We start from the raw sequence: 23,785 nt of genomic DNA, 5'->3' as shown, positions 1-23,785 counted from the left end.
AAAGGTGAGCACTAGGCAGCATGTGAGGACCAGGGGGTTATTAATTTATTTTTTAATTGACGTTGACCGAAGTAGTAAAAGGCGTTGGCAGACAGGGATGTGATTTCAATTTTATCCTCTTCTGGAATTAACTCACCTACCTTTTCTTGTAAGTGTGTCTTACCGATACCTGAACTTCCCAGTGAAATAATATGTAGTGGATTCTCACGTTTTCTGGAAGTAAATATCAGGTACATCAAAAGGCGATTATCTTCTTCACCGACTACTCCACTTAAACCAATATCTTCTTTGGTTCTATTCATCAGGTTTGGTGGTGATAGATAGATTTTAGCTTCGTTGACTTCTTCTGTGCTCAGAATTTTCCTCTTATCTGATGGGTTTTGTCTATTCTCAATCTCTTCTAACCTGTATTGCTCTAATAATGCTGTCAATTCAAGTATTGCTGCTGTGGTGATTGATGTTCCTATCTCCAATTTCTCAGCTACTTTCCTGACCAGCTTATCCACCTGATTGTCATTATAGAGGTCTAGGTTATGTCTAATAGCCAAACCTTCTACTTCAATTTTTAATGTAGTTCTTAACCTATCTAGACCTTCTAACCTGATTCCACCTAGTACTGCTATTTCTAGTGGTTCATGGGTATAGCAGAGATGTTCTGGATTTAAAGTATTTAGCTTAGACATACTAGATAGAATTACTTATGTACTTAATAACAGTACAATCATACCAATAATAAGTATTTTAATCAACTATTTGTACTTGATTTTCTTACAGAAGTATGAAATTCCTACATTAGTGTCCTGAATTCAGGTATTTCTATGACTAAGCTTGGAGAGTATTTCAATACTAAATCTGTCAACAAGGCAGAAATTTCCCGCAAAACTGGAATTAGCAAGAATAGGCTTAGTGAATTATCAACTAAGGAATCTGCTAAAATCAGAGGTGAAGAAATCTATTTGATAGCACTTGCTATTGATGTTACACCTACTGAAATACTAGATGTGACTTGTGGCGACTTAAGACTTCGGGCATAAAAGGCTTATTCATGAAAAAATTGAGACCAAAAAAAATAACCCTTGTATTTATATTATCGCTTTTACTAGGTTGTTCTTCAAATCAACACAAAGATGATGAAATTTATGGGGCTTGGATGTATTTTGATAATTCAGGAATGTATAATGAAGTACTAATTGGTGATGATTTTTACATAACTCACAATGATGTGATAGGCACAACAGCATCACAACTATTGAAAAGAAGACGTTCATCAATCGTTATCTCTGACTTTGATGACACCCCTGTCACGTATAATTTCCAATTTGAGTCGGATGGTAAGCTGTTACTATGGAATGATCTGGAGGAGTTTAAATTAACTCCAATCAAAGTCAACATTGACATGAAAAAGTTTGCCAATGATGACTTCGATGAGATGGATAAATACGATCAAGGATTTGAGTCTCGGAAAAGTTCAGCTGAAGGTATTATCCTATAACCTGTATGAGTTAAAATATTCAGCACGCTTACCAAAAGTTGGTAAAGCGATGGACAAGATTAAAATAGGGATAATAAAACCTAACCCGACTACTTCTATAGTCCTTAAGTCCACAAGTATGTTATCTCGCCAGTAAGTTTGAGCTAAATAACGACTAATAAGAATAGAAGCAGAACTAAGAACAAATGCTACAATAGACACTATAATCGGGTCTGCTTTCGCATAGACCCGATTAATATGAATATCGCTCTTATGTTCACAATGAGAGCACTCAACATGAATTTCTGTTCCTATTTTCTCAGATAGCTTGTACCTATTTGAAGCATGCTCTTTAAGACTATTTACCTTTCCGCAATTTGGACATTCAAAGACTATTTTCATCCACCTCCAGTTATCCATTTATTATATGCAGCTCTCCTTCTTGCCATTCCATTAGCTCCTTTAAACTTACCTTTGTTCAATTGACCAAACCTAATCCAAGAGTTTTTCGATAATTTACCTGAACCCGCCATTCTAACTTGCACATTGTTCCTAGACGAAGTTTTAAGGCTTCCATTGCCCCTAAGAGCTGCTCTCCTTTGTGCAAATCTAGAAATTCCAGAACTTGCATTCTTCGCAGCTCCACCAACAGAACCTGCTGGAAGAGGCATCATATCCGTTTCGGCTGCTAAATTAAATGCGTCCTTACTTCCATATTTCCTTACCAAGTGCCGTTCCATATCTCCTACATTCCATATCATCTCATTTCTTGCTAAGCCCTGTGATTCCATATCTCTAATACTGGCAATTTTAATAGCTTTATCTGGATTATTAGCAGCATTCCATCTTTCTACTAAACTCGCTGCTGTGTAATGACCAATATATTCTTCTGGGACATCAGACCATAAATCTTTGCTACTAGCTGTATATTGAACATCACCATCTTCACCTGCCTCTTTTTTAACAACCCCTACGTGAATATCACTTTTACCACCTTTGACTCTTACAGTTCTTTTACCGACTTTAACAAACTGCCTTTCATCTCCTCCTTTATCCCCAATCTGTTCTAATTCTCCTGTTTCGGTATTAAGCCTATATTCAAGTAAACCAGTAGGATCAACAAGGATTAATGGGTTGTTCTGAACATAATTATAAGGAGTTACCCAGTTGCGTAAATCAGCCATTGGGTCTATATTCATAAACCTACCTAATGCATCATCATAGAACCTTGCATTAAAGTCATAAACATTAAAATCAAACTCTGTCTGCTCTTCATTACCTGATAACTTAAACTGATTAGGCTTACTAAGTGGAGCAGTACTAGAGAGTGCATTAATGTTCATCCCAAAGGGATAGTAATGATCTTCTTGTAGTATAGCTCCCTTAGTGTGGGTGATCCTTAGGTCATCAAAAAATACGTCAAAGTTGGTATTGCTCTCGTTAGAGACATAGACATAAAGATAACCTCCCTGACTGATACTTAGTGTAGGTACGGTCAGTTTTTCATGTGCTCCACTGGCCACACTGGTTACCTGGTCAAAGCCTGCATCTATGTAATTGAAGTCCTGATCAAAGAGGATATAGTTCAGATAGCCTCTCGGCTCATTGCTGTTGCCTTGAGAGCCTACCAGTACTGAAGCCCCATTGCCATTGAACAGGTCATAGATGGCCTGCTGCTCTGTGCCCCCTCCGGATACACCTCCAAAGGTGGCTGCCACAGCTGTCACCATGGTGGCCTGGCTGAGTCCACTACTGCTGCCAAAGCTACCTTCATAGCGTGCCCATACTTCCAGGTCTACATTGTCTCCCGGGCTTACAGCCATTAGCTTGCCTGGGCCTGCTCTTCGTGCTGCATCGCTACCATTCAACCTTGAGGCTTCGTTGGCGTTGATGGTACCATCTACCGTGTAGTTGCCCGAAGTAGAGACTACCCTGCTGTTGTCCATATTCAGGAAGAGGTTTTCTTCAAAACTCTCATACTCTGTTTCCATAGAGGCGAAGTAGACTGTAACATCTTGATCTTCTGTCAAGGTCATTCGGGTATTGCCCAAATGATCTTTTACAAAGTAGTCATAAACCAGGTTGCCCTGATAGTTCTTTCTTACCCTGCCTTCTTCATTGGCAAAGTGTTGTAATTGATTGTTTTCATAGATAAAGCCACTAACATAGTCTGTGGTGGTGATCTGACCGTTGTTGTTAACGGCTTTTGCTAGCTTAGTGCCCGCTGCATCATAGGTATAGGTGATAGTCTTGTTGGCATTGTTGCTAAACTCTATCCTTTCTGGCAGGTTAAGGTGGTTATAAGTAATATCTCCACCGTTGATGTCCTTGTTCAAGTCCTGGGTCATATTGCCATTGCTGTCATAAGCATAGTCGGTACCCGAGTTGCCATCGACAAAGTCACCTTGACCTAAATCTCCAGCTGCATCTGCAACTTGCAGTAGCTGATTACTCTTGCCGCCATTGAGGTAGGTATAGGTAAGGTTATCAATCGTTTCTATGCTACCTGCTACTACACCTTTTCTGGTCAGGTTGAGAATATTGCCATTGGCATCGTAGCTGTAGTTGGTGGTAAAGTCACGATTTGAATTTGTCCAACTAGACTCATAACTGGCATTACCAAAAACACCACCTATTTGAAAAAATTCAGCTTCCTTTAATCGATTACTCCGGTCATAGTCGAAACCATAAGCTCTTATTTTATTGGAAGATGATGTTCTCCATCTTACGCCTGATACGTTGCCATTGAGTTGTTTTTCTGTAAACCCATAATCATAGCTTAGATTCATTCCAAAGTAATGCCCTCCGCTGCCATTAGCGACATAATCCTCATTAATCCCTTCTAACCAACCTCGGATGTTATATTTATAGTTGAGCGTTTCTAGGCTATTGCCCAGTACTTTAGATTCTATTTCACCTAGGTCGTTGTAGCTATTGCTAGAAATGGTTTTGTAGCTACCTGTATTATTTAGCTTTTCTTGAATAGTAAGAATCCGTCCTGTTCCTGAACCATCATAGGTATATCTCTTAGCAACAGTAGTCTGCACCGGAGTGGCATTCGGATTATTGTGTATTGTATAGGTGTTGAGCACCTTGCCCCTAAAGTCGTACTGCGTAGTGGCAATGTCTCTGCCCCCCACATGATTGTCTGCCTGGGTTTGGATTACTCTACCCCTATCGTCATAGAACATTACCGTGGTAAGCCACTCGTCTGTCGTACCAAGTACTTTTACTTTGCTACCAGTGGCCGCTCCTGCCACATTGGTGTACTGACTTGGGGTTACTGCATTATTGGTGCCTGCCGAGTAGAGGTCAGTATAGCCTACATCATAGGTTTGGGTAGTGAAGTGATAGCTATCGAAATAGCTAAGGCTCAGCACCTCGTGCACATGGTCCTTCAAAGAAGGAAAAGTCGCATCATAGTAACCTTGAACAAAGGTATAGTCTGAACTGATACTTGTATTTATTTCGGTTTCGAAGTATTCTCCATTAGAATCGAAACCTGGTAAAAACTCAATTGTGGTCTTACTTCTATAAATGGCTGTACCACTTACATGGGCCGAAAGAGTTATGCTATTAGCCTCCAGTACATTAGATGTATTCAGAGGTTCAGTACTTACATTGAATATGCTAGTAGCATCTGCTTGCGTCTGCATGGTAGCCCTGCTATTACTACTGATCACAAAACCTGTCATTACCGGACGATTTAAATCATCATACTTAGTAAAAAGCCATTTACCTTGAGTACTCATATTCGCATCTCTGGTAGCAACAAGTCTATCGAGCCTGTCATAAACCATTTCGACTACACCCGCACCAGGTACCTTTTTAGTAATCATCCGGTTACGCCCATCGTAAGTGTACTTGAATACTAAGGCATCCATATCAGTTGTATTCCAAGACCAGCTACCGGAAAGGAGTTCTACTGCTCTTGGGGGAAGCACATACCTGAGATTACCTCTATTGTCATAGATATAGTAAGTATTCAACCAATCGGAGTGACCATTATTAGTACCTGTTCCTTTTTGGACTTGCTTCAAGACCACACGGCCTAACTTATCAGTGAACTCCTTGACATGGTTATTCTCTTCGTCAATGGTGATATTTACCATAAGGCTCCCCACAGCATATTCTGCCGAAGTAGAAGGATTATTTGAACCGATCACCGTCCAAAGGCGTACGTCATCCGTTGCCAAATTCGTTCTCCATTCATGGTTTACTCCCTTTCCGCTTCCAGCCCAACTGTTACCAGGGGCCATTTGCTTAGTCACTCGATTGAGTGGGGAGTTTTCAAACTCAGTCAATCCATAAAATACATCCTCATCTCCACCATAGTGGCTTGTATAGAAGCTCGCTTGCTCCGTAAAAGGATTAATCCTAAAAACACCGTCATTTCCAGCAGATTTATATGGAAGATAAGTCTGTTTCACTCTTCCAAATTGATCATAGGTCACGGCTTGCACCATATCTGATAGACCGTTTGGAGAAGCCTTGCGATTAACCGTTTGAATGTGCCTACCTAGGCCATCCATGAATTGGGTAGTCATTAACACATTGTTCGGTGACTGTCCGCTGGATAGGATTGCACTCTCTGTCAGACCTGGTTTTAAGACATCATAACTACGGACATAATTGATATAATGTCCGTTTACATAAGCGCCAGGGTGACTAATTAGACTGACACTCTGTGTAGGCGCAAATTCAGGAATTGGTTTGTTCTGTGCCGTTAGATTAGTTGTTAAAAAAACAACTACGGCAAGGCTCTGGATAAATCTTGTTAAAGTCTTCATAGCCATCTCTAGTTTTGTTGTGTGTTAGGAATGATCTGCTTGTAGGCATATTCGACTACCTTGACAATATTGCCGTCCTGATCCTTTATGCGTTTCAGTCGACCATAAGTATCATATTCATAGAACATTTTGATACCATTAGGACTTGTTTGGGAAAGCATACCCACGCCTAAATCGTAGGTCATCGTAGTGATACGAGCGTTTTTCATCGCAGCATTATTCCTTAATGCATCTAGAGCATTCCTCATGTTTACCTGACTACCTGGTGAATCCAAAGTGGACTGAGAGATCAGAGGAGAAACCTCAGCATAGGTGGCATTCTCAATCTGTGCCACAGGATAAACACTTCCATACCCCCAAAGCACTGTAGTAGAAACCCCTGCTTCATTGACAAACTCACGAATGTTTCCATAGCTGTCGTATAATTTGTATTCGAGTCGCTCTTCGTAGCCTCCACCAAAAGACAATCCTGTGGTAGTTGAAGAGAAACTTCCAGCATCACTATTAAAAACATGGACCTTATCGGGCAAATAATTATTGCCTACTTGTTGATATAAAATACCTGAGGCACTTTCAACTACTCCGTTCACCTTGGTGGTTTGTTCTATTGGAGCACTGATAAAATTACCATTGACCATCCCTGAAACAACACCAGTTGGTCCAGATATATCGGAGGCATATTTATACTCCTTCAAAATTACATTACCATTGCTATTAGTATTGGTTTCTGATTCAAGCAAGTAGCGATTGTTGTAGGTCCTATTCACTGTTTGTGATAAAGTACCACCCGTGAGATAGGTCTCCGTTATAATTTCTTTCGGGGTCACAAAGTGCCTCTCAAGGGTATAGGTTTCCATAATACCAGGACTATTACCCAACCAGTCAACCTTGACAGCTTTAATATCATTCGTAAGGTCTTCAACAATATCATTGTAGTCTGTCTTATCCAGTTTCGTCAATCCACTGCTATAATTAGATAAATCTTCCATTTGGCCGTTCGAATGACCGTAAGTAGCCTTCGCAGACAATCCATAAAAGCCTGGCACATTAGGGTCATTGATATAGTGATAATCCCTGAAACCATTATTCCCCGTGCCTGAACCTTCGAAATACTCTCTGACCCAAGTGTAGCCGATATGACTGCCTTGAGCAGCACCTCCATCAGCCAAGACTGAGCCAGACATAAAGGCGTAGAAATTCAGCAAATCTGATCCTCCAGTACTATTGGTGATGGAGAAGTTCATCAATGGATTCATAAGACGGCCTGTGGAAAACTGTGTTCCAGCGCTATGATCCGTATAGTCGTATCTGCGCTTAGCCACTACTGAATTGTCACCATCATAATTGGTTATAGTCTTTATTCTCGCTCCACCGGCAGCTTGGTCATTATCACTTTGAACTACTGTAGATGCAGCACCTGTTTCACAGGATTTAGGATAGGAGATTGAAATACCTCCATAAGCGTAGGTTCCATTGTAACTTACTGATCTTGCACGGAGAAAGTATGTTCCTGGACCAACATTCAAAGAGAATGTTCCACTCACATTATACTGAGGAGTACTCTGATCGATGGCATTACCGAGCTCACTGAACTGCTTAACAAATACAACTGCGTTTGTGCTCGCATTCACTACTTCTACAGCTGGTGTACCCCAGAGATTTGAGCTAAAAGGTAAATCACAAATTCCATCAGGGGCGCCCAAGAAAAAATTAGCACATGCAACGGTATAATTAATAGTAATAGGTGAGTTGCAACTACCCCCAGTAATGACAAACCCATTATAAGCGTAGTTACTACTGGTCACTGTCTGAACGGAGCTTTTAGGGCCTTCAACAGAAACTATTTTCGAACCGCTGACTGGAATAACCTCTCTGCCCTCAAGGAAGTATTCATGACCTTCATACTCGTAATCTGTAAAACCTCCAGTTGGGTAGTTAACTTTCTTCAATAATCCGGCTTTTCCATAATTGAAGTTTGCCTTACGTTCATCAGTCTGATAATAAAATAGATCATTGGGTAAATAAGTGTTTATACTAGGCCCATAGAAATTTGTAGCTGTGGTATAACCTACAGTCACTGGTACTAAAGAGGTATTATTGTCTTTTCCATTATAGTACCCCCAATAATCCACCCCGAAAGTAGATTTATCAGGTAGCCCATTAGCACCATTTTCATATTCGAAAGTATAGACTTGATCGTCTATAGTTACACCGTCAAGCTTCAGTCGCTTCATTTGATAGGCATTGCTTGAGCTATTGTTAAAATACGACTGAGAAAAACTTATCGTATGGTTCAAGCTTGAAAGACTATTTGTGCTGCCTACTGTGAAGCCTGTCACCCTTTGTGGTGAAAGAATAGAAAAGGTGGGTTGATTACTACCATTTACTTCGCCCCTCTTTTGAGCAAAGTTGATATGATAATTGGCTAAGGCTGATACATCTGCTCTGGCCGTCTTAGTGAAGTTAATATCAAGGCCATTATATGTGCTGTAAATTCGCTTAGGATAAACATGCTCCACGATAGTGTAGGAACAACTTTGAACATCATCTGTTACAGTCTGCCAGGCACCGTCTACAGATCTTTTTTCACTGAAATTGGGAGCGGACTGAGAGATGTAATCACTAAATCCATTCGTCTTTACATCATACTCAAAATGCAATTGACGGCCATTTGGTGAAATCACCTTACTCAAGTACCAAGTGGTAATAGATCTTTTATGTGTATTTAAAGTTTGTGCAATATCGGGTTCTCCAAAACTGCAACCAGTTAATGGTCCACCATTATCTGGATCTCCCGCACCTAATGAAGTTACCCACTCCTTAACTTTGAATTCTCCCACAAAACCAGCTGGAGTAGTTATAGTAAAAAACTTACCAGGATTATCGAAGTAAATTTTGGTTGGGTCCTCTTCAAGCTTAACTATAGCGCTTGTAGATGCCGCGCTTGAGGTGGTTGAATGCCCATCACCATGGCCCTTGGGTAGCACAAAAGAACCGCTAAAGCCCATGAAGTTATAATTGAAAATATCCGGCTCAGTATCTTTTTGTCCTCCATTGCCGGAGATATAAAGCCAAAAAGGATGCTGTGTAGTCGGTGTGCCGTCAATCTCTCCTTGAGGTTGGACTGTAGGATTATATGTCTCCGGCATTAACTGGTCGTCAAACAGCCAACCTCCTCCTTGGATATCATTGAGAGACTTTACGGTCCTAGAAATAGTTCCTCCTATGGATAACCCCCAACCCAAACCAACATAACTTGCCTCTTCAGAAGCCTTAATTCCTCCGCTGGAGTAGTTTATGGAAATTGGAAACTGAGCACCATCAAACTGAACCGTGTAGAGAGGAACACTCAGATTTTGTTTCCCAGTATATGGACTGGTTGGAGTGATATCGAACTGTACCAGTTTAGCCGCATTAGGGCTTGGAGGCACAACCTGAGGTATATCAGTTTGTGCATTAAGTACTACTGTCAGAAGCACAGTAAATAGAAGTGTGTAAGTCTTTTTCATATGCGTGTTCCTCAATTTTTGTTATTTGTACTCTTCTTTTCTAATTGCTCAAGCCGTGACATCATCTTGTTCAAGGCAAGTCTTAACTTCTTCAGCTCCAGCCCTTGTCGATTATTTTCCTCAGACAATTCTTTGTTCTTAACATCAGCCTCAATCACATAAAGCGTCAACTCCTCAATTTTCTCCAAAAGTTTCTGTTGGATTAGGCCCAGATCCTGACCATTGGCTTCTACCTCTACCGCTTTAGGAATATTCGGGAGGTGACCATTTTCTTTGATAAAGACACTTAGTTCAGAAAGGCTCCTGAGTTCGTAGTCAGGCTTGAACACATAATCTGGGAAGGAGCCGGGGGTAGCGGTTACTTTAACCTTTTCCGATTCGACATCTCCTTTAACAATGGCCTTCCCATCTATAGTTGTTTGCCCTCCTAAGAAAGTGGAACTACCGTTGGCATTATGTTGAAAAGAGAGTGCACCGGTTCTATCTGTTATTGCTATACCCCCCTCGCTTCCTGAATAATCAGAATAAATAGACACTTTACTGTCTGAGTCATTGGTGTTTGTAAGTTGTAGGGAGCCCCCATTTGTGGAATAGTTGCCGTTTACATTCATATTTCCATAAACAGTACCACCGGCCGCTGACATATAGTAATTACTGGCCATATTCGAGTTGTAGTCAAAGGCAAAGATGCTATTGATTCTTACTCCTGATGTATGATAAGCATCATCTAGCGTTATTCTAATGCCAGTGAGAGTTGTCCCACTGGCGGATGTTACGTTCGTGACCACAACATCGTTTGAATTATTAAAGAGCTCTAAATCTGTCTGCCAGACTCCATTACGCTGTGACTCAAGCTTGACATATTTAGACCTCCATGTAGGGTGCCCAAATGCTAAACCGTACTTCCCTGCATAAGAAATACCGACACCAGCTGTGGTCAAATCAGTAATCTCAATTGCGTATCCTGCATTAACGATTCCAGAGGCAAGATGCACAAAGTTTGCAGTCTGATCGAAAAGTCGATCCTGAGTGCTCGTGTTAAGGCCCGAAGCACTGACAGTAGCCCCCCTTAGCCTAACGTGAGCCAGATCATTTGCCATATAGGGGTTCACAACCATGGAACCCTCAGGATTTGGATTAAGAATTACATTTTTCAGAATTGTTGCATTTCCATCATGATTGGAATATCCAGCTATCGAGTTTCCAGTAACGTAAAGTGTCCCATTAACAGTCTCGTTCTGTGCATATATAGCAGAGCAGATACACAACACTAGCATGATCAAATAGCTCTTATTTTTCATTTTTTTCGACTTTAGATATTCTACTTTTTAGCTCATTATTCTCTTGTTTCAAGTCAATCACATAAAGCGTCAGCTCCTCAATTTTCTCTAAAAGCTTTTGCTGGATAAGGCCTAAGTCCTGACCATTGGCCTCTACTTCTACCGCTTTGGGAATATTGGGGAGGTGCCCATTCTCCTTGATAAAGGCGCTTAGTTCAGAAAGACTTCTGAGTTTGTAATCTGGTTTAAAAACATAGTCTGGAAAGGAGCCGGGAGTGGCCGTGACTTTTACTTTTTTGGATTCGAGGTTATTGTTAACTACAATATCTCCAGATGATCTCTTGATAGTCATTCTGGTTGTTCCTTGGGTCTGTAATTTCAAATCCTCATCGTAGCTACTTAAAATACCTTCGTTAACTGTAAGCCTTCTATTAAAGTAAAAGCTGGGTCTGTCCGTATTGATGTGTGCCCATTGGGTATTCTGAGAACCTAATTGGATATAGCCTCCATCTGAAAGTATGTGCAAGGCTCCATTGACATAGCCTCGAATGGGCCCAGTAAAAGTGGTGGTTCCTTCGAGCGTTTGGTTGGTATTGCCAATATTGCTAAAAGGCTGAAGTGTACTACAGACTATCCACCATTGAGTACCATGTTGTTTATAAGCATCAAATTCAGCCTGACTTACAACTACGGAGCTGTAGGTACTAAAATCCGTACCGTCAAAAGGTTGAGTAAAGTAATTGCCTTTAATAGCCGCTTGAGCATGCCAACCTGAGTTAATCTGATTGTTGGCGTTGTATTCCAAGGTGTTTTGGCCATCCCAAGGGATCATTATTATGGAGAATTTAATCCCTGGATTTCTCGCTGCGACAATTGCATAGCCAGTAGCACGGGCATTTATTTTTTGAGTTTCCGATAAGGTTTGGGCAAAAACTGAAAGCCCACCAAACAATAGAAGGGCCAGCGTTAGTCTAATTTTCATCTTTTGTAGTTTTGAGTTTATCTATTTCCTTCTGCTGCTTGATATTCTCCTGTTTCAACTCGATAACATAAAGGGTCAACTCCTCAATTTTCTCTAAAAGCTTTTGTTGGATAAGACCTAAGTCCTGGCCATTGGATTCTACCTCTGCAGCTTTGGGGATATTAGGTAAATGACCATTTTCTTTGATAAAAGCACTTAATTCAGAGAGGCTTCTGAGTTTATAATCGGGTTTGAAGACATAGTCTGGGAAAGAGCCTGGAGTGGCTGTGACATTAATCTTTTTGGTTTCGACTTCGCCAGTAACAACCATATCTCCATTGACATCCAGTTTTGCCGTTGGTGTAGCCGTACCTATTCCAACATTATTAGCTTGAACCGTCAAACCATCAGAAGGAGCACCTCCAGTATTTAGCCAGAAAATGTCATTATTATAGCCAAGAGTAGCCGCACCTTGATTATTGCTAATCTTAAGCCATGAATATGGAGTAGTCGAGTGAAATTCGCCCAAGAAATTAGACTCTGAGAAATTAAACTGTCCTCCGCTAAAGTTAAAGTTACCTCCAGAAAAAAGTAAGTTACCCCCACCTTCTTTAGTAAAGGAAAAGTCATTCCCACTATTCAAACCCATCCACATTTTGCGTGTACCGGACTGCTTAAACTGTAGGTATTGCCATGAGTTATCAGTGTTGTTGAAGGTCAGAGGGCTATCTGAATTAGTAGTTACTGTGAGAGGAGATGAAAAATTCTGAGCACTAAGGGAAAAAGTGACTATTAACAGAAGATAAATTGAAACATATATTTTACGCATAGGAATATAGGTTTAATAAAAAAACTTGCAACTAAATAATATCTAATAGACATAATTGTAACTCATATTAGTCTATAAAGAAACAGTATATACCCCTATGAATATTAAAAATAAAATTCAATGAACAAGTACCGTTCATCAATAATTTTATATTACAATTATATAGTCTTTATGTTAAATTATTCATTTACATACAAAATTCTTGATATTAAATCCAGAAACCTGACTTTCATCAGGGTATTGGTAATTTTCAACCACCACTTTTGAGAAAAAAACAATGAAGGTCAACTCTGCCCAAGAAGCTGTTGCAATTATCGAATCTGACCAGTCTGTGTTTGTCCATACTGCGGCTGCCACGCCTGTTCCTTTAGTGGAAGCCATGTCGGAACGCGCGCCAGAACTGCACGATGTCAAAGTCTACCATATGCACACAGAAGGTGCTGCCGCCTATGCAGATGAAGCGCATCATAAATCATTCGAAATCAATTCGCTCTTTCTGGGTGGCAATGTGCGCAAAGCCCATTCGGCAGGTCGAGTCAACTTTATTCCATGCTTTCTAAGTGAGGTACCCATCATGATCCGCTCAGGCGTTATTCCTGTAGATGTTGCCTTGATTCAGGTTTCACCACCAGATAAACATGGCTATTGTTCACTGGGTATCTCAATTGACGCAACCAAAGCAGCGGTGGATTGTGCCAAAGTAATCATCGCACAGGTGAATCCCAGAATGCCGAGAACACATGGGGATGGGCTGATTCATATCAGCCGATTGACCCGCTACTTCGAAGCTACAACGGAGCTCCCCGAACTACCTCCGCATGCCCTGACTCCTGAAGAAAAAGCCATCGGTGAGCATGTGGCTCAATTGATCGATGACAGGGCAACGCTTCAGATGGGTATTGGTGCTATTCCCGATGCAGTATTAGCCTGTCTCGGCAACCACAAAGACCTTGGGGTACATACTGAGATGTTTTCGGATGGTGTAATTCCCCTAATGGAAAAGGGCGTGATTACCAACAAGTATAAATCAAGACATAAGGATGTTTTGGTTTCTGGCTTTATGATTGGCAGCCGTAAACTTTATGATTTTGTCGATGACAACCCCATGATTCGGATGCTAGATATCGAATATGTAAACGACACCAAGGTGATTCGGAAAATCGACAATATGATCAGTATCAATAGCGCTATTGAAGTCGATCTGACGGGACAGGTCTGTGCAGATTCCATAGGCACAACCATGTATTCGGGTGTCGGTGGACAAATGGATTTCATCCGTGGGGCTTCTCTTTCCAAAGGAGGCAAGCCGATCATTGCCTTGACCTCCACCACCCGAAGGGGTGAATCGAAGATTTCCAGCGTCTTGAAACCTGGGGCAGGTGTGGTAACTACTCGAGCACATGTTCAATATGTCGCTACGGAATATGGTGTCGCTAATTTGTACGGAAAGAACTTAAGGCAAAGGGCTAAGGCTTTAACTGAGATTGCACATCCTGATCATCGGGAGAGCTTGGAAAAGGCAGCCTTTGAACGGTTTAAGTAATGTTTTTCCCTTTCGTCATGCCGATCCCGAGACTTCGGGAGAAGGAATCTCCATGTCTTGAAAACAGAGCTTGACTTTCTGCATGGTAAAGATTTCCTACCCTGGTTCGCACTTGTAGTGCGGACCTATCTTAAAAGATACAATGATCACGCTAAAAATGTAGCATACGACCAACACTCACTACAATTGAGCGCTAGGCAGGTAGTCAGACGGCTAACTCCCTCCCCTTTCCTATACTGAGCTTGCCGAAGTATCTTAGACACCTCCGCATAGTCGGTGTAAAAAGGAGGCCTAAGAGACTCAAGACTTGAAATGACGTACCAATAAAGTTGGAGAACCTACCTCAACTCCACCACGGTGATTCCTGCCCCCCCACGGTCAACATGTTCATCGCGGTAGGTACTTACTTCTTTATATGTACCCAAATGATTGCGGGTGATCTGTCTCAGTACGCCATTGCCTTTACCATGAAGGATGTGGAGTTCCTTGGCATCTAATAGAATGGCTTCGTCTAACCAAACATCGAGTAAAGGAATTACCTCTTCGGCTCGTTTACCTCTTAGGTCAATCTTTGCTGAAAACTCAGCTCGCTTGGTGGTGTAGTCAAAACCGGAATAGGATTGTGCCTGACCCTGATTTTTAAAGGCTTTCTTATTGACTTTCTCTAGGCGATTGAGCTTCACAAAGGAAGTCAGGGCTCCCATTTTCAACTCAGCATCTTTGCCTTTGATGGCAGCAATTTGACCTACAGTATCCTGCCCTATCACGCGAACGTAGTCTCCCACTTTGATTTCAGCATCCGCCTTAGCCTTTGCTTCGGCCTTGACCACATTCTTTTGCTTCACCGCCTCAAGTTTTTCGCGTTGCTTTTTGACCACTTCCTTATCGGCTTTCTTCTCCTTGATCACACGGATAGCCTTCTCCACTTCCTTATTTGCTTCCTGAACGATCTGCGAAGCTTCTTGCTTGGCTTTGTTTAAAATCCGCTTCTCTTGCTTTTCGAGATGGGCCTTTAGGTCTTCATACTGTGAAGTCAGCTCATTCAAGTCTTGCTCACGCTGCTTAATGCGCTGCTCAGCCTTGTTCACTTCCTGCTTTTGCGCTTGCAACTGACCGAGCATTTGATCGAAGGACACTTGCTTGACACCTACCTTCTTCTTGGCTTTGTCAATAGTCGACTTGGGTAAGCCAATTTTTGTCGCGATCTCTAAGGCAAAAGAGCTACCCGGTTTACCGACTTCCAGTTCATAAAGTGGCTGCAGCTTCTGAATGTCGTAACGCATGGCTCCATTAAGCAAGCCAGGGTTTTTATCTGCATACTCTTTCAGGTTGCCATAGTGAGTGGTAATCACGCCCATTCCCTTAGAAGCAGACAGCTCCATCAAGATGGATTCGGCAATTGCTCCACCATATTGAGGTTCTGTTCCGGTTCCAAATTCATCGATCAGGAAGAGGCTCCTCTTATTGACATGAATCAAAAGGTTCTTCATGTTGATCAAGTGAGAACTGTAAGTACTCAGATCGTTTTCGATGGATTGCTCGTCACCGATATCGATAAATAAATCATTGAAAATGGTGAACTCGGAAGCTTCATTGACCGAAACCAAAAGACCACATTGAAACATGTATTGTAGCAATCCAACCGTCTTGAGGCAAACACTCTTACCCCCTGCATTTGGACCTGAGATCAGGAGTATTCTTTCATCAGCGCTGAGACCAATACCCAAAGGGACCACTTCTTTTCCTAGTTCGCGGTGGCTCATCAGCAATATGGGGTGCTGGGCATTTTCCCATTTAAACTTCTTGCTGTCCGACCATAGCGGCTTGCAGGCTTCAATATCCATAGCAAACCGTGCTTTTGCTCGAATGAAATCGATCAGCCCGAGAAATTTCATGATGCCCTGAAGACTTTCTATCTCTGGACGCAACTCATCGGTTAGTGAGATCAGGATCCTAGCTACCTCGCGATGTTCGGCATACTCGAGTTCTTGAACCTCATTGTTGATTTCAAAAACTTCCGTAGGCTCCAGGTAAACGGTTTGGCCCGTGGCCGACTCTCCATGAACGAGGCCTTTGATTCTACGTTTATGCTCCGCAAACATCGGGATCACCATTCTACCATTTCGAATGGTAATGGACAAGTCATCTGGCGTATAGCCTTCCTTTTTAGAATGGGCTATAATACGATCCAGTGCACCGCGAAGTCTTTGCTTTTCAGCAGCGACCCCTTTTCTAATCTCGTAAAGCCGATCGCTGGCATTGTCTTTCAGTTTACCTCTCTCATCAAAAACCCGATCCAGTGTCCATAGCACATCGGAGTTAAAAAACACGGGATGGGTCAATTCCGATAGCACGGAGTATTCTTCCCGCTTTTCCCTGAAGAAATCAAGGCACTTGTCAAGCGTTTTGAGGGATAGAATTACATCAAAGAACTCCTCTTCGGTCAGATGCGCATCCTGCACCCTAATCTTGGCAAAGTAAGGCGTGATATCGATGTAGTTTGAGTTTGGAAAGAGTTCACCACTTTGGATGATCTTCACAAACTCATCGGTTTGAGAGAGCCACTGATCTATATGCTCTCGATTGGATGAGAACTTAATTTTTTCAACAAACTGACTTCCTAAGTTACTCTCACAAAAGGATTGTAGATGCTGTCTGACTTTGTCAAAACCCAGCTTTTGCTCTAGATTCTTGGGATATAACATTTAGTTGGCGGGCCTTCTTCCCGTGGTAAGTTCTTGCTGTCGTACTTTCAAACTGTCGATCACAATATCCGTAATGCGCAAGAATTTTGCAGGGTTCAACAGGTAGTAATTGTAGCTCGTAATATATTCTGTAGAGTCAATGTTATGATCCTCGAAAACTTGCTCTTCTAACACTTTATATAAGGCAGCTGAAGAGTCATTGCTTAAGGTGATTGTGGAGACTTTTCCTTCGGCAATACGAATATCAATCATCAGGTCCACCATCTGGGCTTCACTTAAGATATTGTCTGGAATTTGCTCTTTGTCGCCACAAGAGAAAACCATCAGAGCAACCGTAAATAAAAAAACCTTTTTCACCTCAACACGTCCAAGTTAATTTCGAGAACACTTTGTTCTTACGTGGAAGCAAAAGTAAAAGATATGACGGAGGAAAACCCCAGAATTAACCAAAATTAAGAACTAAAGGACTTTCCAGAACTCAAATAAGTCATATTTTTGACCCTTTATTATGGAGCACATTATTTCCAAACTTCGGAAGTACGAGATTCAAATTAGAAAAGCCATTAATTCGAGGATGCAGGGTGATTTTCATTCTATATTCAAGGGTTCGGGTATGGAGTTTGACGGAGTAAGGGAATACCAATACGGGGATGACACCAGAACGATCGACTGGAATGTCTCTGCAAAAGGTCATGGCACCTTTGTCAAAACCTTTAAAGAGGAAAAAGAGCAGACCGTATTCTTTCTTCTGGATGTGAGTGCTTCGCAAGAGATAGGAACTCCCGGTGCGCAGAAAGTAGACATTGGTAAGGAAATCGCTGGGGTGCTGACTCTGGCTGCTGTAAAGCAGCAGAACCGTGTGGGTTTACTTACTTTTTCCGATCAGAAGGAGAAGTATGTAAAATCGGGCAAAGGTGTCAAGCATGGTTATGCCATTATCCATGAACTTTACAGTCATACGCCAAAGTCTACCAAAACCGATATTAGCGAGGGAATTAAACGAGCACTAGAGATCATTCATAAAAAGAGTGTGATCATTCTGATCTCTGACTTTATCGATGAGGGCTATGAGCAAAATCTAAGGCTCATCGCGAAACGACATGATCTTGTAGTGATACACCTGAAAGATGATCGTGAGACGGAATTACCTAATCTGGGGATCGTACCCATTTATGACAAAGAAAGTCGCAAAACGGTTTGGGTAAACACTTCCTCCAAAGACTTTAGAAAAAAACTAGAGAAGACCTATTCGGTGAATAAAGGCGAACTGGAAAAGTTCTGCCGAAAGCATCAGATCAACTATCTCGAAATCAATACCAAGGACAACTACGTCCCACAGCTTATTAAGCTTTTTATGATCAGGAATAAATCGATGAAGCGTGATTAGAAAGTTACTAGCATCTCTGATTTTATTGGTTTTTATGGTAGGAGCAGCTTCAGCACAGGAGCTCAAACCTGTTGGTTTCTTCTTAAAAGATAGTGTGAAGATTGGGGAATCTATCTCCTATTCTTTGAGCTATAAGGATCGAAAAAACCGCCCGGTTTTCTTCCCAGATTCCTTATATGACTTCTCTCCTTTTGAGTTACTAGATAAACAGTATTTCGATACCCAATCAGACTCTATCAACAGTATTGACAGTGCAGTGTATCATCTGGCTACTTTCGAAATTGACACAGTACAAAGACTCAGCTTACCGGTATTTCTTTATACAGGTACAGACAGCCTTGAGCTTTACAGTTTGATGGATTCTATCATCCTTGATCAGGTAGTAACTCAGATGCCTGACTCTGTTAATCTGGCTGAGACCTCGGCTTATATGCCGGTCTCTCTAGAGTTCAACTACCCTTATTGGGTGATCGGCTTAATTGTGCTAGGTATTCTAGCCGTGATCGTATTGATTGTTTGGGGCAAAGCGATCCAGAAGAAAATCAAACTTTACAGGCTCAATAAGCAATTGATCAAGTTCAAAGAACAGTTTGACCTAGAAATTGATGAGCTAATGACAGATACTACCAAAATCAAGATTGAATCCGTATTGAAGTTCTGGAAAGGCTATATGGAAAAACTTGAGAAAGTGCCTTATACCAAACTTACGACTAAAGAGATCGTTTTAGTTCAGCAGAGCTCTTCTCTAGAGGAGACTTTGAAGTCTATTGATAAGAATATTTACAGCCCAATTGAGGTATCTGCTTTACAGAATGACTTTGAGTTTTTGAAGGATTACTCTGAGGATAGATACAATCACGTAACGGAAGAGATAAAGAATGCTTGACGAAACACTATACAAATGGTATTCGCTGGAGTGGTTTACACCCACAGCTTTCAAGTCTTTTGACTGGGAGTTTTTCTTTGTGCTGTACTTAATCCCACTCGTGCTACTCCTATTTATTCTCAAGTGGCTGATAGGCAGTAAAATTAAGCAGAAGCTTCCCGTTGCACTTCCGAAAAAGGAGATCAAAAAGCACTGGGCAAGCTATCTGAGGTTTATCCCCAACGCCTTGATGGCCCTTTCTATTATCTTATTGCTTGTCGCACTAGCACGACCACAAAGGACTAATGAAGAGGTAGAGCAATGGTCAGAAGGTATAGACATAGCCTTAGTGATTGATATCTCAGAATCGATGCAGATTGAGGACTTTAAACCCAATCGACTAGAAGCTGCCAAGCGAACGGCAAGGGACTTTATCACTGGAAGAAGCCAGGACCGTATCGGGCTTGTTATCTTTTCCGGTGATGCTTACTCCCTCTCTCCTCTGACGACAGATTACGAATTACTGTATAAGTTTATAGAAGAAGAGATTGACTTCAATAAAATCGAGAACAGAGGCACCGCCATCGGTAGTGCCATTGCTGTAGGAACTAACCGCATGCGTGAGTCTACAGCCGCTTCTAAGGTGATGATCTTACTCTCTGACGGTGATAACACTGCGGGTAATATTGATCCTGTTACCGCTGCAGAATTGGCTTCTGCCTACGACATTAAAATATATACGATTGGCATTGGTAAAGAAGGGAAAGTGCCTTTCGGCAAAGATTTCTTTGGCAGACCAAACTATGTTGAAAACACCTTGGATGAAACTACACTTCGTGAGATTGCTAAAATCGGTAATGGCGAGTTCTATCGAGTTTCTGATAATGAGGCTCTACAGAACGTATTCGAACTGATCGATCAGTACGAGAAAGCCGAAATCAAAGAAACCCGTTATAAGAACACAACAGACTTCTACAGCATCTATCTGAGTTGGGGTATTGTGTTCTTCTTGCTCTATCTGCTTTCCAAAAGCACCTTCATCAGCAATGTACTGGAAGACTAGAACCTGAACACTAGACCAATACTTTCAGTTGTTATTGTGACCTTATCTAGGATGTTCGTCAAGCCTTTGCTCTTGGACTGCAAGGCCATATAAAGAACTGCGTCAAACGCCAGTAAAAAGCCTCCTTGAAGGATGAGTGATTTTCCATAACCGCGAAGAATATCCCTTTTATTCTCGCGGGTTTTCGCCATTTCTTTCATTAAGAAACCACCGGTGATATAGGCCACATCGAGAGCTGCGTTCATCAAGACGATCCGCTTCATAGAGCTGTATTCTGCCACCGTTTCTGCCAAGGACAAGGAGCTTGGGTCTGTAATCATGGAATGTCTTAAACCGGGCACTGCTAGCGCCAGGTTGACCACATTCCAGAAGATATTCATGCGGTAGAAGTGGGCCTGCTCGTTAGACGAAGGATTGCTGAGTAGTACCCCATTGGTGGCCATATTACCAAGGGCCCAACTTCCAAGCACAATCATACCTACCTTATTGACTTGCAGCCTTTCGGTATTAAAAGAAGTGAGGTCGGTGGTTTGGGCAACGGCATCCCAACTGAATACAGCCAGAATAATGGCGATAAATAAGTATTTCTTCATGGCTTAAGGCTAATGAATAAACAACTGAGAAATAAGCTAAGGGTTTAGAGAATGGATTTTTATTACTATTTCTGGCACCTCCTTTTCGCAAATGCCAGCCTTGGTCAGACTGATATTCTAGATATTGATACTGTCATAAAATAGGTCCGCACTGCAAGTGCGAACCAGTGTGAGGTCAGTGGTTTGGGCGATAGCGTCCCAACTGAATACTGCCAGAATAATGGCGATAAATAAGTATTTCTTCATGGCTTAAGGCTAATGAATAAACAACTGAGAAATAAGCTAAGGGTTTAGAGAATGGATTTTTATTACTATTTCTGGCGCTGACTACTAGTGAATGCTAGCCTTGATCAGACTGATATTCTAGATATTGATACTGTCATAAAATAGGTCCGCACTGCAAGTGCGAATCAGTGTGACCTGCCTGCGACAGGCAGGTTCAGAATGATATTTACGATGATGAGATTCCTTCTCCAGATGACTCGGGATCGGAATGACGGTATGACAGTGGGCTAGAATAACTCTATCCCAAAGCCCTCAAGTACATAGTTGAAAAGCCTCAAGCTGAATAGCACTAGGGCGACACCCACTACCCGATTCATGATTCTCATAAAACGAGGGGTAACAATTTGACTAAGCTTAACCGCAAAATATGATTTGAGCACATCCACTGAAAAAACAGTGGCAATAAGCACAATGAAGAAGGTTATGGCCTCATTGGTGGTATACTGAAAGTCAACCGTAATCTTACTGACAATGCCGATCCAGAAGATTAATACGAATGGATTAATTCCATTAAGGACAAAGCCCTTGACAATCTGTTGAAACCATTTGGTCTCCTCAGCATGCAATTGTTTCAAGCCCTTGGTCGGAATAGGCTTAAACATATAGAAAATACCAAACACTAACATGATGGTACCTCCTACGCCACCCAACCACATATTAAACGAGGGGTTATCAGTAAGTTGAGAAATTCCCAAATAGGTGATGAAGATATAGATTGTATCACTAAGGGCGATACCCACGGCCATAAAGAAGCCAGAGAAGAATCCCTTCTCAATTGCATTTTGAATCAAGGCAAAGAATACCGGTCCAATTAAGACACACAGTAATAACCCAAACAAGAAACCATTAATGACTATGTCCATGCAGTCTAGACCTTATTGCCAACAAAGGATAGCCAGCTTTCAAGTTTTTCTTTCTTTAAAACACGAGGGAATTTGGTCTGACCTCCTTCTTTGCCCTGTGACCTTAACCAATCATAGAAAACTTCGGTGGGTAATACATCCATCTCGATATTCTTCAAGGCATGCTTTCGCTCTACTGCATAGTCATCATTTAATTCATTCAGGCAATTGTCTATTCGGACTTTTAAGGCCTCAGTGTCAACAGGGTCGTCCGTGCCAATAAACCAATGGTGAGAAAATAACTTACCATCAGGCACTCCAGCCACAGTAAATTCTTTGATGCCGATATTAAACTCTTCAGAAGCCATTTCAACGGCCCGATTCATATTATCTACTGAAAGGTGTTCGCCACAGAGACTTAAGAAATGCTTGGTTCTACCCGTGATAATGATCTCAGAGCTGTGCTTATCTACAAACCTGACTGTATCACCAATCAAGTACCTCCAGGCACCGGAGCAGGTAGAAATCAACAGGGCATAGTCTTTACCTTCTTCTACCTGATCGATCATAAGCGTCTCAGGATTGTCAACAATTTGTCCGTCTTCGTCAAAGTTCTCCTCATTAAAAGGAACAAACTCATGGAAGATGCCACCATTGAGCATCAATCGCATGCCCCGTTTCTCAGGAGCATCTTGAAAAGCAATAAAGCCCTCTGATGCCAAATAAGTCTCGATGTAATGTATTGGTCGGCCTAGTAGTTTATCAAAGCTCTTTTTATAAGGCTCAAAAGCCACTCCACCATGCACGAATGAACCCAGGTTTGGCCAAATTTCATGGATATCTTTGACGCCATATCGCTCGATAATTCTTTCAAGCAAAATGGTCATCCAAGCCGGTACTCCCACGATCATACCGATATTCCACTTCGGTGCAGACTCTACAATCTCTTCTAGCTTGATCTCCCAGTCCTTATGCTTCTTGATTTTTGGTGTTGGTCTTGAAAAGCCTTGAACCCATAGGGGTAATTGCCCAGTGGTGATACCACTCAAGTCGCCATAATAATAGTTTCCTGAGAAGTTTAATGCCGTACTCCCTCCTAACATCAACATACCAGACTGGAAGAATTGATCGGGGAAATCATATTTAGAAAGCGTGTAAATATGCCTTGTCCCTGTCTTTCTGATCTGACGGATCATATCTTTGGTGACAGGAATGTATTTAGAAGCCGCTCCAGATGTACCTGAGCTCAATGCAAAAAACTTGGTTTTGCCTGGCCAACTGACATCCGATTCGCCTTCGCGCATCTTATGCCACCATCCCTCGTCCATTTTATCATAATCAGACACAGGAACGAGTTCTTTAAATTTTTCAAAGAAGTCATGCTGACCGAAACTTCTAAACTGTTCTAAAACAGCATGAAAGTCGTAGGCTCGGCCAAACTGCGTATTACGCGCACTGATAAGGAGTTTTGACAATTCCTTTTTCTGAAGGTCGTAGGGAGAGGTATAGTCTTGCTCAAGCGTTTCACGGAGCTTTATGCCTTTTTTTAAAATTGATCCAATTATTGGCATTGGTAGTTGTGTTCTCTAAAAATGACCTTATGCTAGAGATTAAAATCTTCTAACTTTGACCGACCGATCATTTGGTCAAAGATAATAGAAA

The 23,785-nt window shown here is 41.7% G+C and carries 18 protein-coding genes; 6 read left to right on the top strand and 12 right to left on the bottom strand.

What is annotated here, in order from left to right; all coding sequences use genetic code 11:
* Positions 1–11: 11 nt before the first annotated feature.
* Entirely contained in the window at positions 12–683 is a 672-nt protein-coding gene (locus BFP97_RS20065; RefSeq protein WP_221406620.1) for a hypothetical protein, read from the bottom strand.
* Positions 684–818: 135 nt separating this feature from the next.
* Between BFP97_RS20065 and BFP97_RS20060 the strand changes: the two genes are divergently transcribed.
* Together BFP97_RS20060 and BFP97_RS20055 are read left to right on the top strand one after the other, a co-directional pair.
* A complete protein-coding gene (locus BFP97_RS20060; RefSeq protein WP_069844124.1) occupies positions 819–1,034 on the top strand; it encodes a helix-turn-helix domain-containing protein in 216 nt (71 codons plus the stop codon).
* 11 nt (positions 1,035–1,045) lie between these two features.
* Entirely contained in the window at positions 1,046–1,492 is a 447-nt protein-coding gene (locus tag BFP97_RS20055) for a hypothetical protein (RefSeq protein WP_069844123.1), read from the top strand.
* A gap of 377 nt (positions 1,493–1,869) precedes the next feature.
* On the opposite strand, the gene BFP97_RS20045 is transcribed toward BFP97_RS20055, so the two are convergent.
* The 5 genes from BFP97_RS20045 to BFP97_RS20025 are packed head-to-tail and all read right to left on the bottom strand — an operon-like array spanning position 1,870 to position 12,840.
* Positions 1,870–6,261 (bottom strand): DUF6443 domain-containing protein, encoded by a 4,392-nt coding sequence (locus tag BFP97_RS20045; protein WP_170827515.1) that lies wholly within the window; start codon positions 6,259–6,261, stop codon positions 1,870–1,872.
* A gap of 8 nt (positions 6,262–6,269) precedes the next feature.
* The gene (locus BFP97_RS20040) at positions 6,270–9,770 is read right to left on the bottom strand and encodes a hypothetical protein (RefSeq protein WP_069844120.1); all 3,501 of its coding nucleotides are present in this window, start codon (positions 9,768–9,770) and stop codon (positions 6,270–6,272) included.
* 11 nt (positions 9,771–9,781) lie between these two features.
* A complete protein-coding gene (locus BFP97_RS20035; protein WP_139135382.1) occupies positions 9,782–11,071 on the bottom strand; it encodes a hypothetical protein in 1,290 nt (429 codons plus the stop codon).
* On the bottom strand, positions 11,061–12,032 hold the full coding sequence (locus BFP97_RS20030; RefSeq protein WP_069844118.1) for a hypothetical protein: 972 nt from the start codon (positions 12,030–12,032) through the stop codon (positions 11,061–11,063). Before BFP97_RS20030 ends, BFP97_RS20035 begins: the two co-directional genes overlap by 11 nt.
* Entirely contained in the window at positions 12,022–12,840 is an 819-nt protein-coding gene (locus BFP97_RS20025; RefSeq protein WP_069844117.1) for a hypothetical protein, read from the bottom strand. Before BFP97_RS20025 ends, BFP97_RS20030 begins: the two co-directional genes overlap by 11 nt.
* Positions 12,841–13,117: 277 nt before the next feature.
* On the opposite strand from BFP97_RS20025, the gene BFP97_RS20020 reads away from it, so the two are divergent.
* Positions 13,118–14,383, top strand: a complete 1,266-nt coding sequence (locus BFP97_RS20020; RefSeq protein WP_069844116.1) for an acetyl-CoA hydrolase/transferase family protein — start codon at positions 13,118–13,120, stop codon at positions 14,381–14,383.
* Between the two features lie 338 nt (positions 14,384–14,721).
* Here the strand turns inward: BFP97_RS20020 and BFP97_RS20015 are convergent, their stop codons facing one another.
* A complete protein-coding gene (locus BFP97_RS20015; protein ID WP_069844115.1) occupies positions 14,722–17,088 on the bottom strand; it encodes an endonuclease MutS2 in 2,367 nt (788 codons plus the stop codon).
* The gene (locus BFP97_RS20010) at positions 17,089–17,445 is read right to left on the bottom strand and encodes a DUF4296 domain-containing protein (RefSeq protein WP_069844114.1); all 357 of its coding nucleotides are present in this window, start codon (positions 17,443–17,445) and stop codon (positions 17,089–17,091) included.
* Positions 17,446–17,596: 151 nt separating this feature from the next.
* Between BFP97_RS20010 and BFP97_RS20005 the strand changes: the two genes are divergently transcribed.
* The 3 genes from BFP97_RS20005 to BFP97_RS19995 are packed head-to-tail and all read left to right on the top strand — an operon-like array spanning position 17,597 to position 20,403.
* Entirely contained in the window at positions 17,597–18,475 is an 879-nt protein-coding gene (locus BFP97_RS20005) for a DUF58 domain-containing protein (RefSeq protein ID WP_069844113.1), read from the top strand.
* Positions 18,468–19,361: a hypothetical protein gene (locus BFP97_RS20000; RefSeq protein WP_069844112.1), complete on the top strand. Its 894-nt coding sequence runs from the start codon at positions 18,468–18,470 to the stop codon at positions 19,359–19,361. The genes BFP97_RS20005 and BFP97_RS20000 overlap by 8 nt, the downstream gene beginning before the upstream one ends.
* On the top strand, positions 19,354–20,403 hold the full coding sequence (locus BFP97_RS19995; RefSeq protein WP_069844111.1) for a vWA domain-containing protein: 1,050 nt from the start codon (positions 19,354–19,356) through the stop codon (positions 20,401–20,403). The genes BFP97_RS20000 and BFP97_RS19995 overlap by 8 nt, the downstream gene beginning before the upstream one ends.
* Here the strand turns inward: BFP97_RS19995 and BFP97_RS19990 are convergent.
* The 4 genes from BFP97_RS19990 to BFP97_RS19980 all read right to left on the bottom strand — a co-directional run bounded on the left by BFP97_RS19990 (position 20,400) and on the right by BFP97_RS19980 (position 23,694).
* A complete protein-coding gene (locus tag BFP97_RS19990) occupies positions 20,400–20,996 on the bottom strand; it encodes a DUF6992 family protein (protein WP_069844110.1) in 597 nt (198 codons plus the stop codon). The two genes, BFP97_RS19995 and BFP97_RS19990, sit on opposite strands and share 4 nt — an antisense overlap.
* A 117-nt stretch (positions 20,997–21,113) precedes the next feature.
* On the bottom strand, positions 21,114–21,242 hold the full coding sequence (locus BFP97_RS20870; protein ID WP_255399545.1) for a hypothetical protein: 129 nt from the start codon (positions 21,240–21,242) through the stop codon (positions 21,114–21,116).
* 266 nt (positions 21,243–21,508) lie between these two features.
* A complete protein-coding gene (locus tag BFP97_RS19985; RefSeq protein ID WP_069844109.1) occupies positions 21,509–22,144 on the bottom strand; it encodes a LysE family translocator in 636 nt (211 codons plus the stop codon).
* Between the two features lie 5 nt (positions 22,145–22,149).
* Positions 22,150–23,694 (bottom strand): GH3 auxin-responsive promoter family protein, encoded by a 1,545-nt coding sequence (locus BFP97_RS19980; RefSeq protein WP_069844108.1) that lies wholly within the window; start codon positions 23,692–23,694, stop codon positions 22,150–22,152.
* Positions 23,695–23,785 lie beyond the last annotated feature (91 nt).

Source organism: Roseivirga sp. 4D4, from assembly GCF_001747095.1.
Classification (GTDB): domain Bacteria; phylum Bacteroidota; class Bacteroidia; order Cytophagales; family Cyclobacteriaceae; genus Roseivirga.
This window is presented reverse-complemented; position numbering and strand designations above follow the sequence as displayed.

Bases quoted from the DNA above. Each gene is read 5' to 3' on its own strand.
- BFP97_RS19995 (WP_069844111.1), top strand. From the start codon at position 19,354: ATGCTTGACGAAACACTATACAAATGGTATTCGCTGGAGTGGTTTACA.
- BFP97_RS20035 (WP_139135382.1), bottom strand. From the start codon at position 11,071: ATGAAAAATAAGAGCTATTTGATCATGCTAGTGTTGTGTATCTGCTCT.
- BFP97_RS20055 (WP_069844123.1), top strand. From the start codon at position 1,046: ATGAAAAAATTGAGACCAAAAAAAATAACCCTTGTATTTATATTATCG.
- BFP97_RS20030 (WP_069844118.1), bottom strand. From the start codon at position 12,032: ATGAAAATTAGACTAACGCTGGCCCTTCTATTGTTTGGTGGGCTTTCA.
- BFP97_RS20065 (WP_221406620.1), bottom strand. From the start codon at position 683: ATGTCTAAGCTAAATACTTTAAATCCAGAACATCTCTGCTATACCCAT.
- BFP97_RS20870 (WP_255399545.1), bottom strand. From the start codon at position 21,242: ATGAAGAAATACTTATTTATCGCCATTATTCTGGCAGTATTCAGTTGG.
- BFP97_RS19990 (WP_069844110.1), bottom strand. From the start codon at position 20,996: ATGAAGAAATACTTATTTATCGCCATTATTCTGGCTGTATTCAGTTGG.
- BFP97_RS19985 (WP_069844109.1), bottom strand. From the start codon at position 22,144: ATGGACATAGTCATTAATGGTTTCTTGTTTGGGTTATTACTGTGTGTC.
- BFP97_RS20025 (WP_069844117.1), bottom strand. From the start codon at position 12,840: ATGCGTAAAATATATGTTTCAATTTATCTTCTGTTAATAGTCACTTTT.
- BFP97_RS20045 (WP_170827515.1), bottom strand. From the start codon at position 6,261: ATGAAGACTTTAACAAGATTTATCCAGAGCCTTGCCGTAGTTGTTTTT.
- BFP97_RS20060 (WP_069844124.1), top strand. From the start codon at position 819: ATGACTAAGCTTGGAGAGTATTTCAATACTAAATCTGTCAACAAGGCA.
- BFP97_RS20040 (WP_069844120.1), bottom strand. From the start codon at position 9,770: ATGAAAAAGACTTACACACTTCTATTTACTGTGCTTCTGACAGTAGTA.
- BFP97_RS20005 (WP_069844113.1), top strand. From the start codon at position 17,597: ATGGAGCACATTATTTCCAAACTTCGGAAGTACGAGATTCAAATTAGA.
- BFP97_RS20015 (WP_069844115.1), bottom strand. From the start codon at position 17,088: ATGTTATATCCCAAGAATCTAGAGCAAAAGCTGGGTTTTGACAAAGTC.
- BFP97_RS20020 (WP_069844116.1), top strand. From the start codon at position 13,118: ATGAAGGTCAACTCTGCCCAAGAAGCTGTTGCAATTATCGAATCTGAC.
- BFP97_RS19980 (WP_069844108.1), bottom strand. From the start codon at position 23,694: ATGCCAATAATTGGATCAATTTTAAAAAAAGGCATAAAGCTCCGTGAA.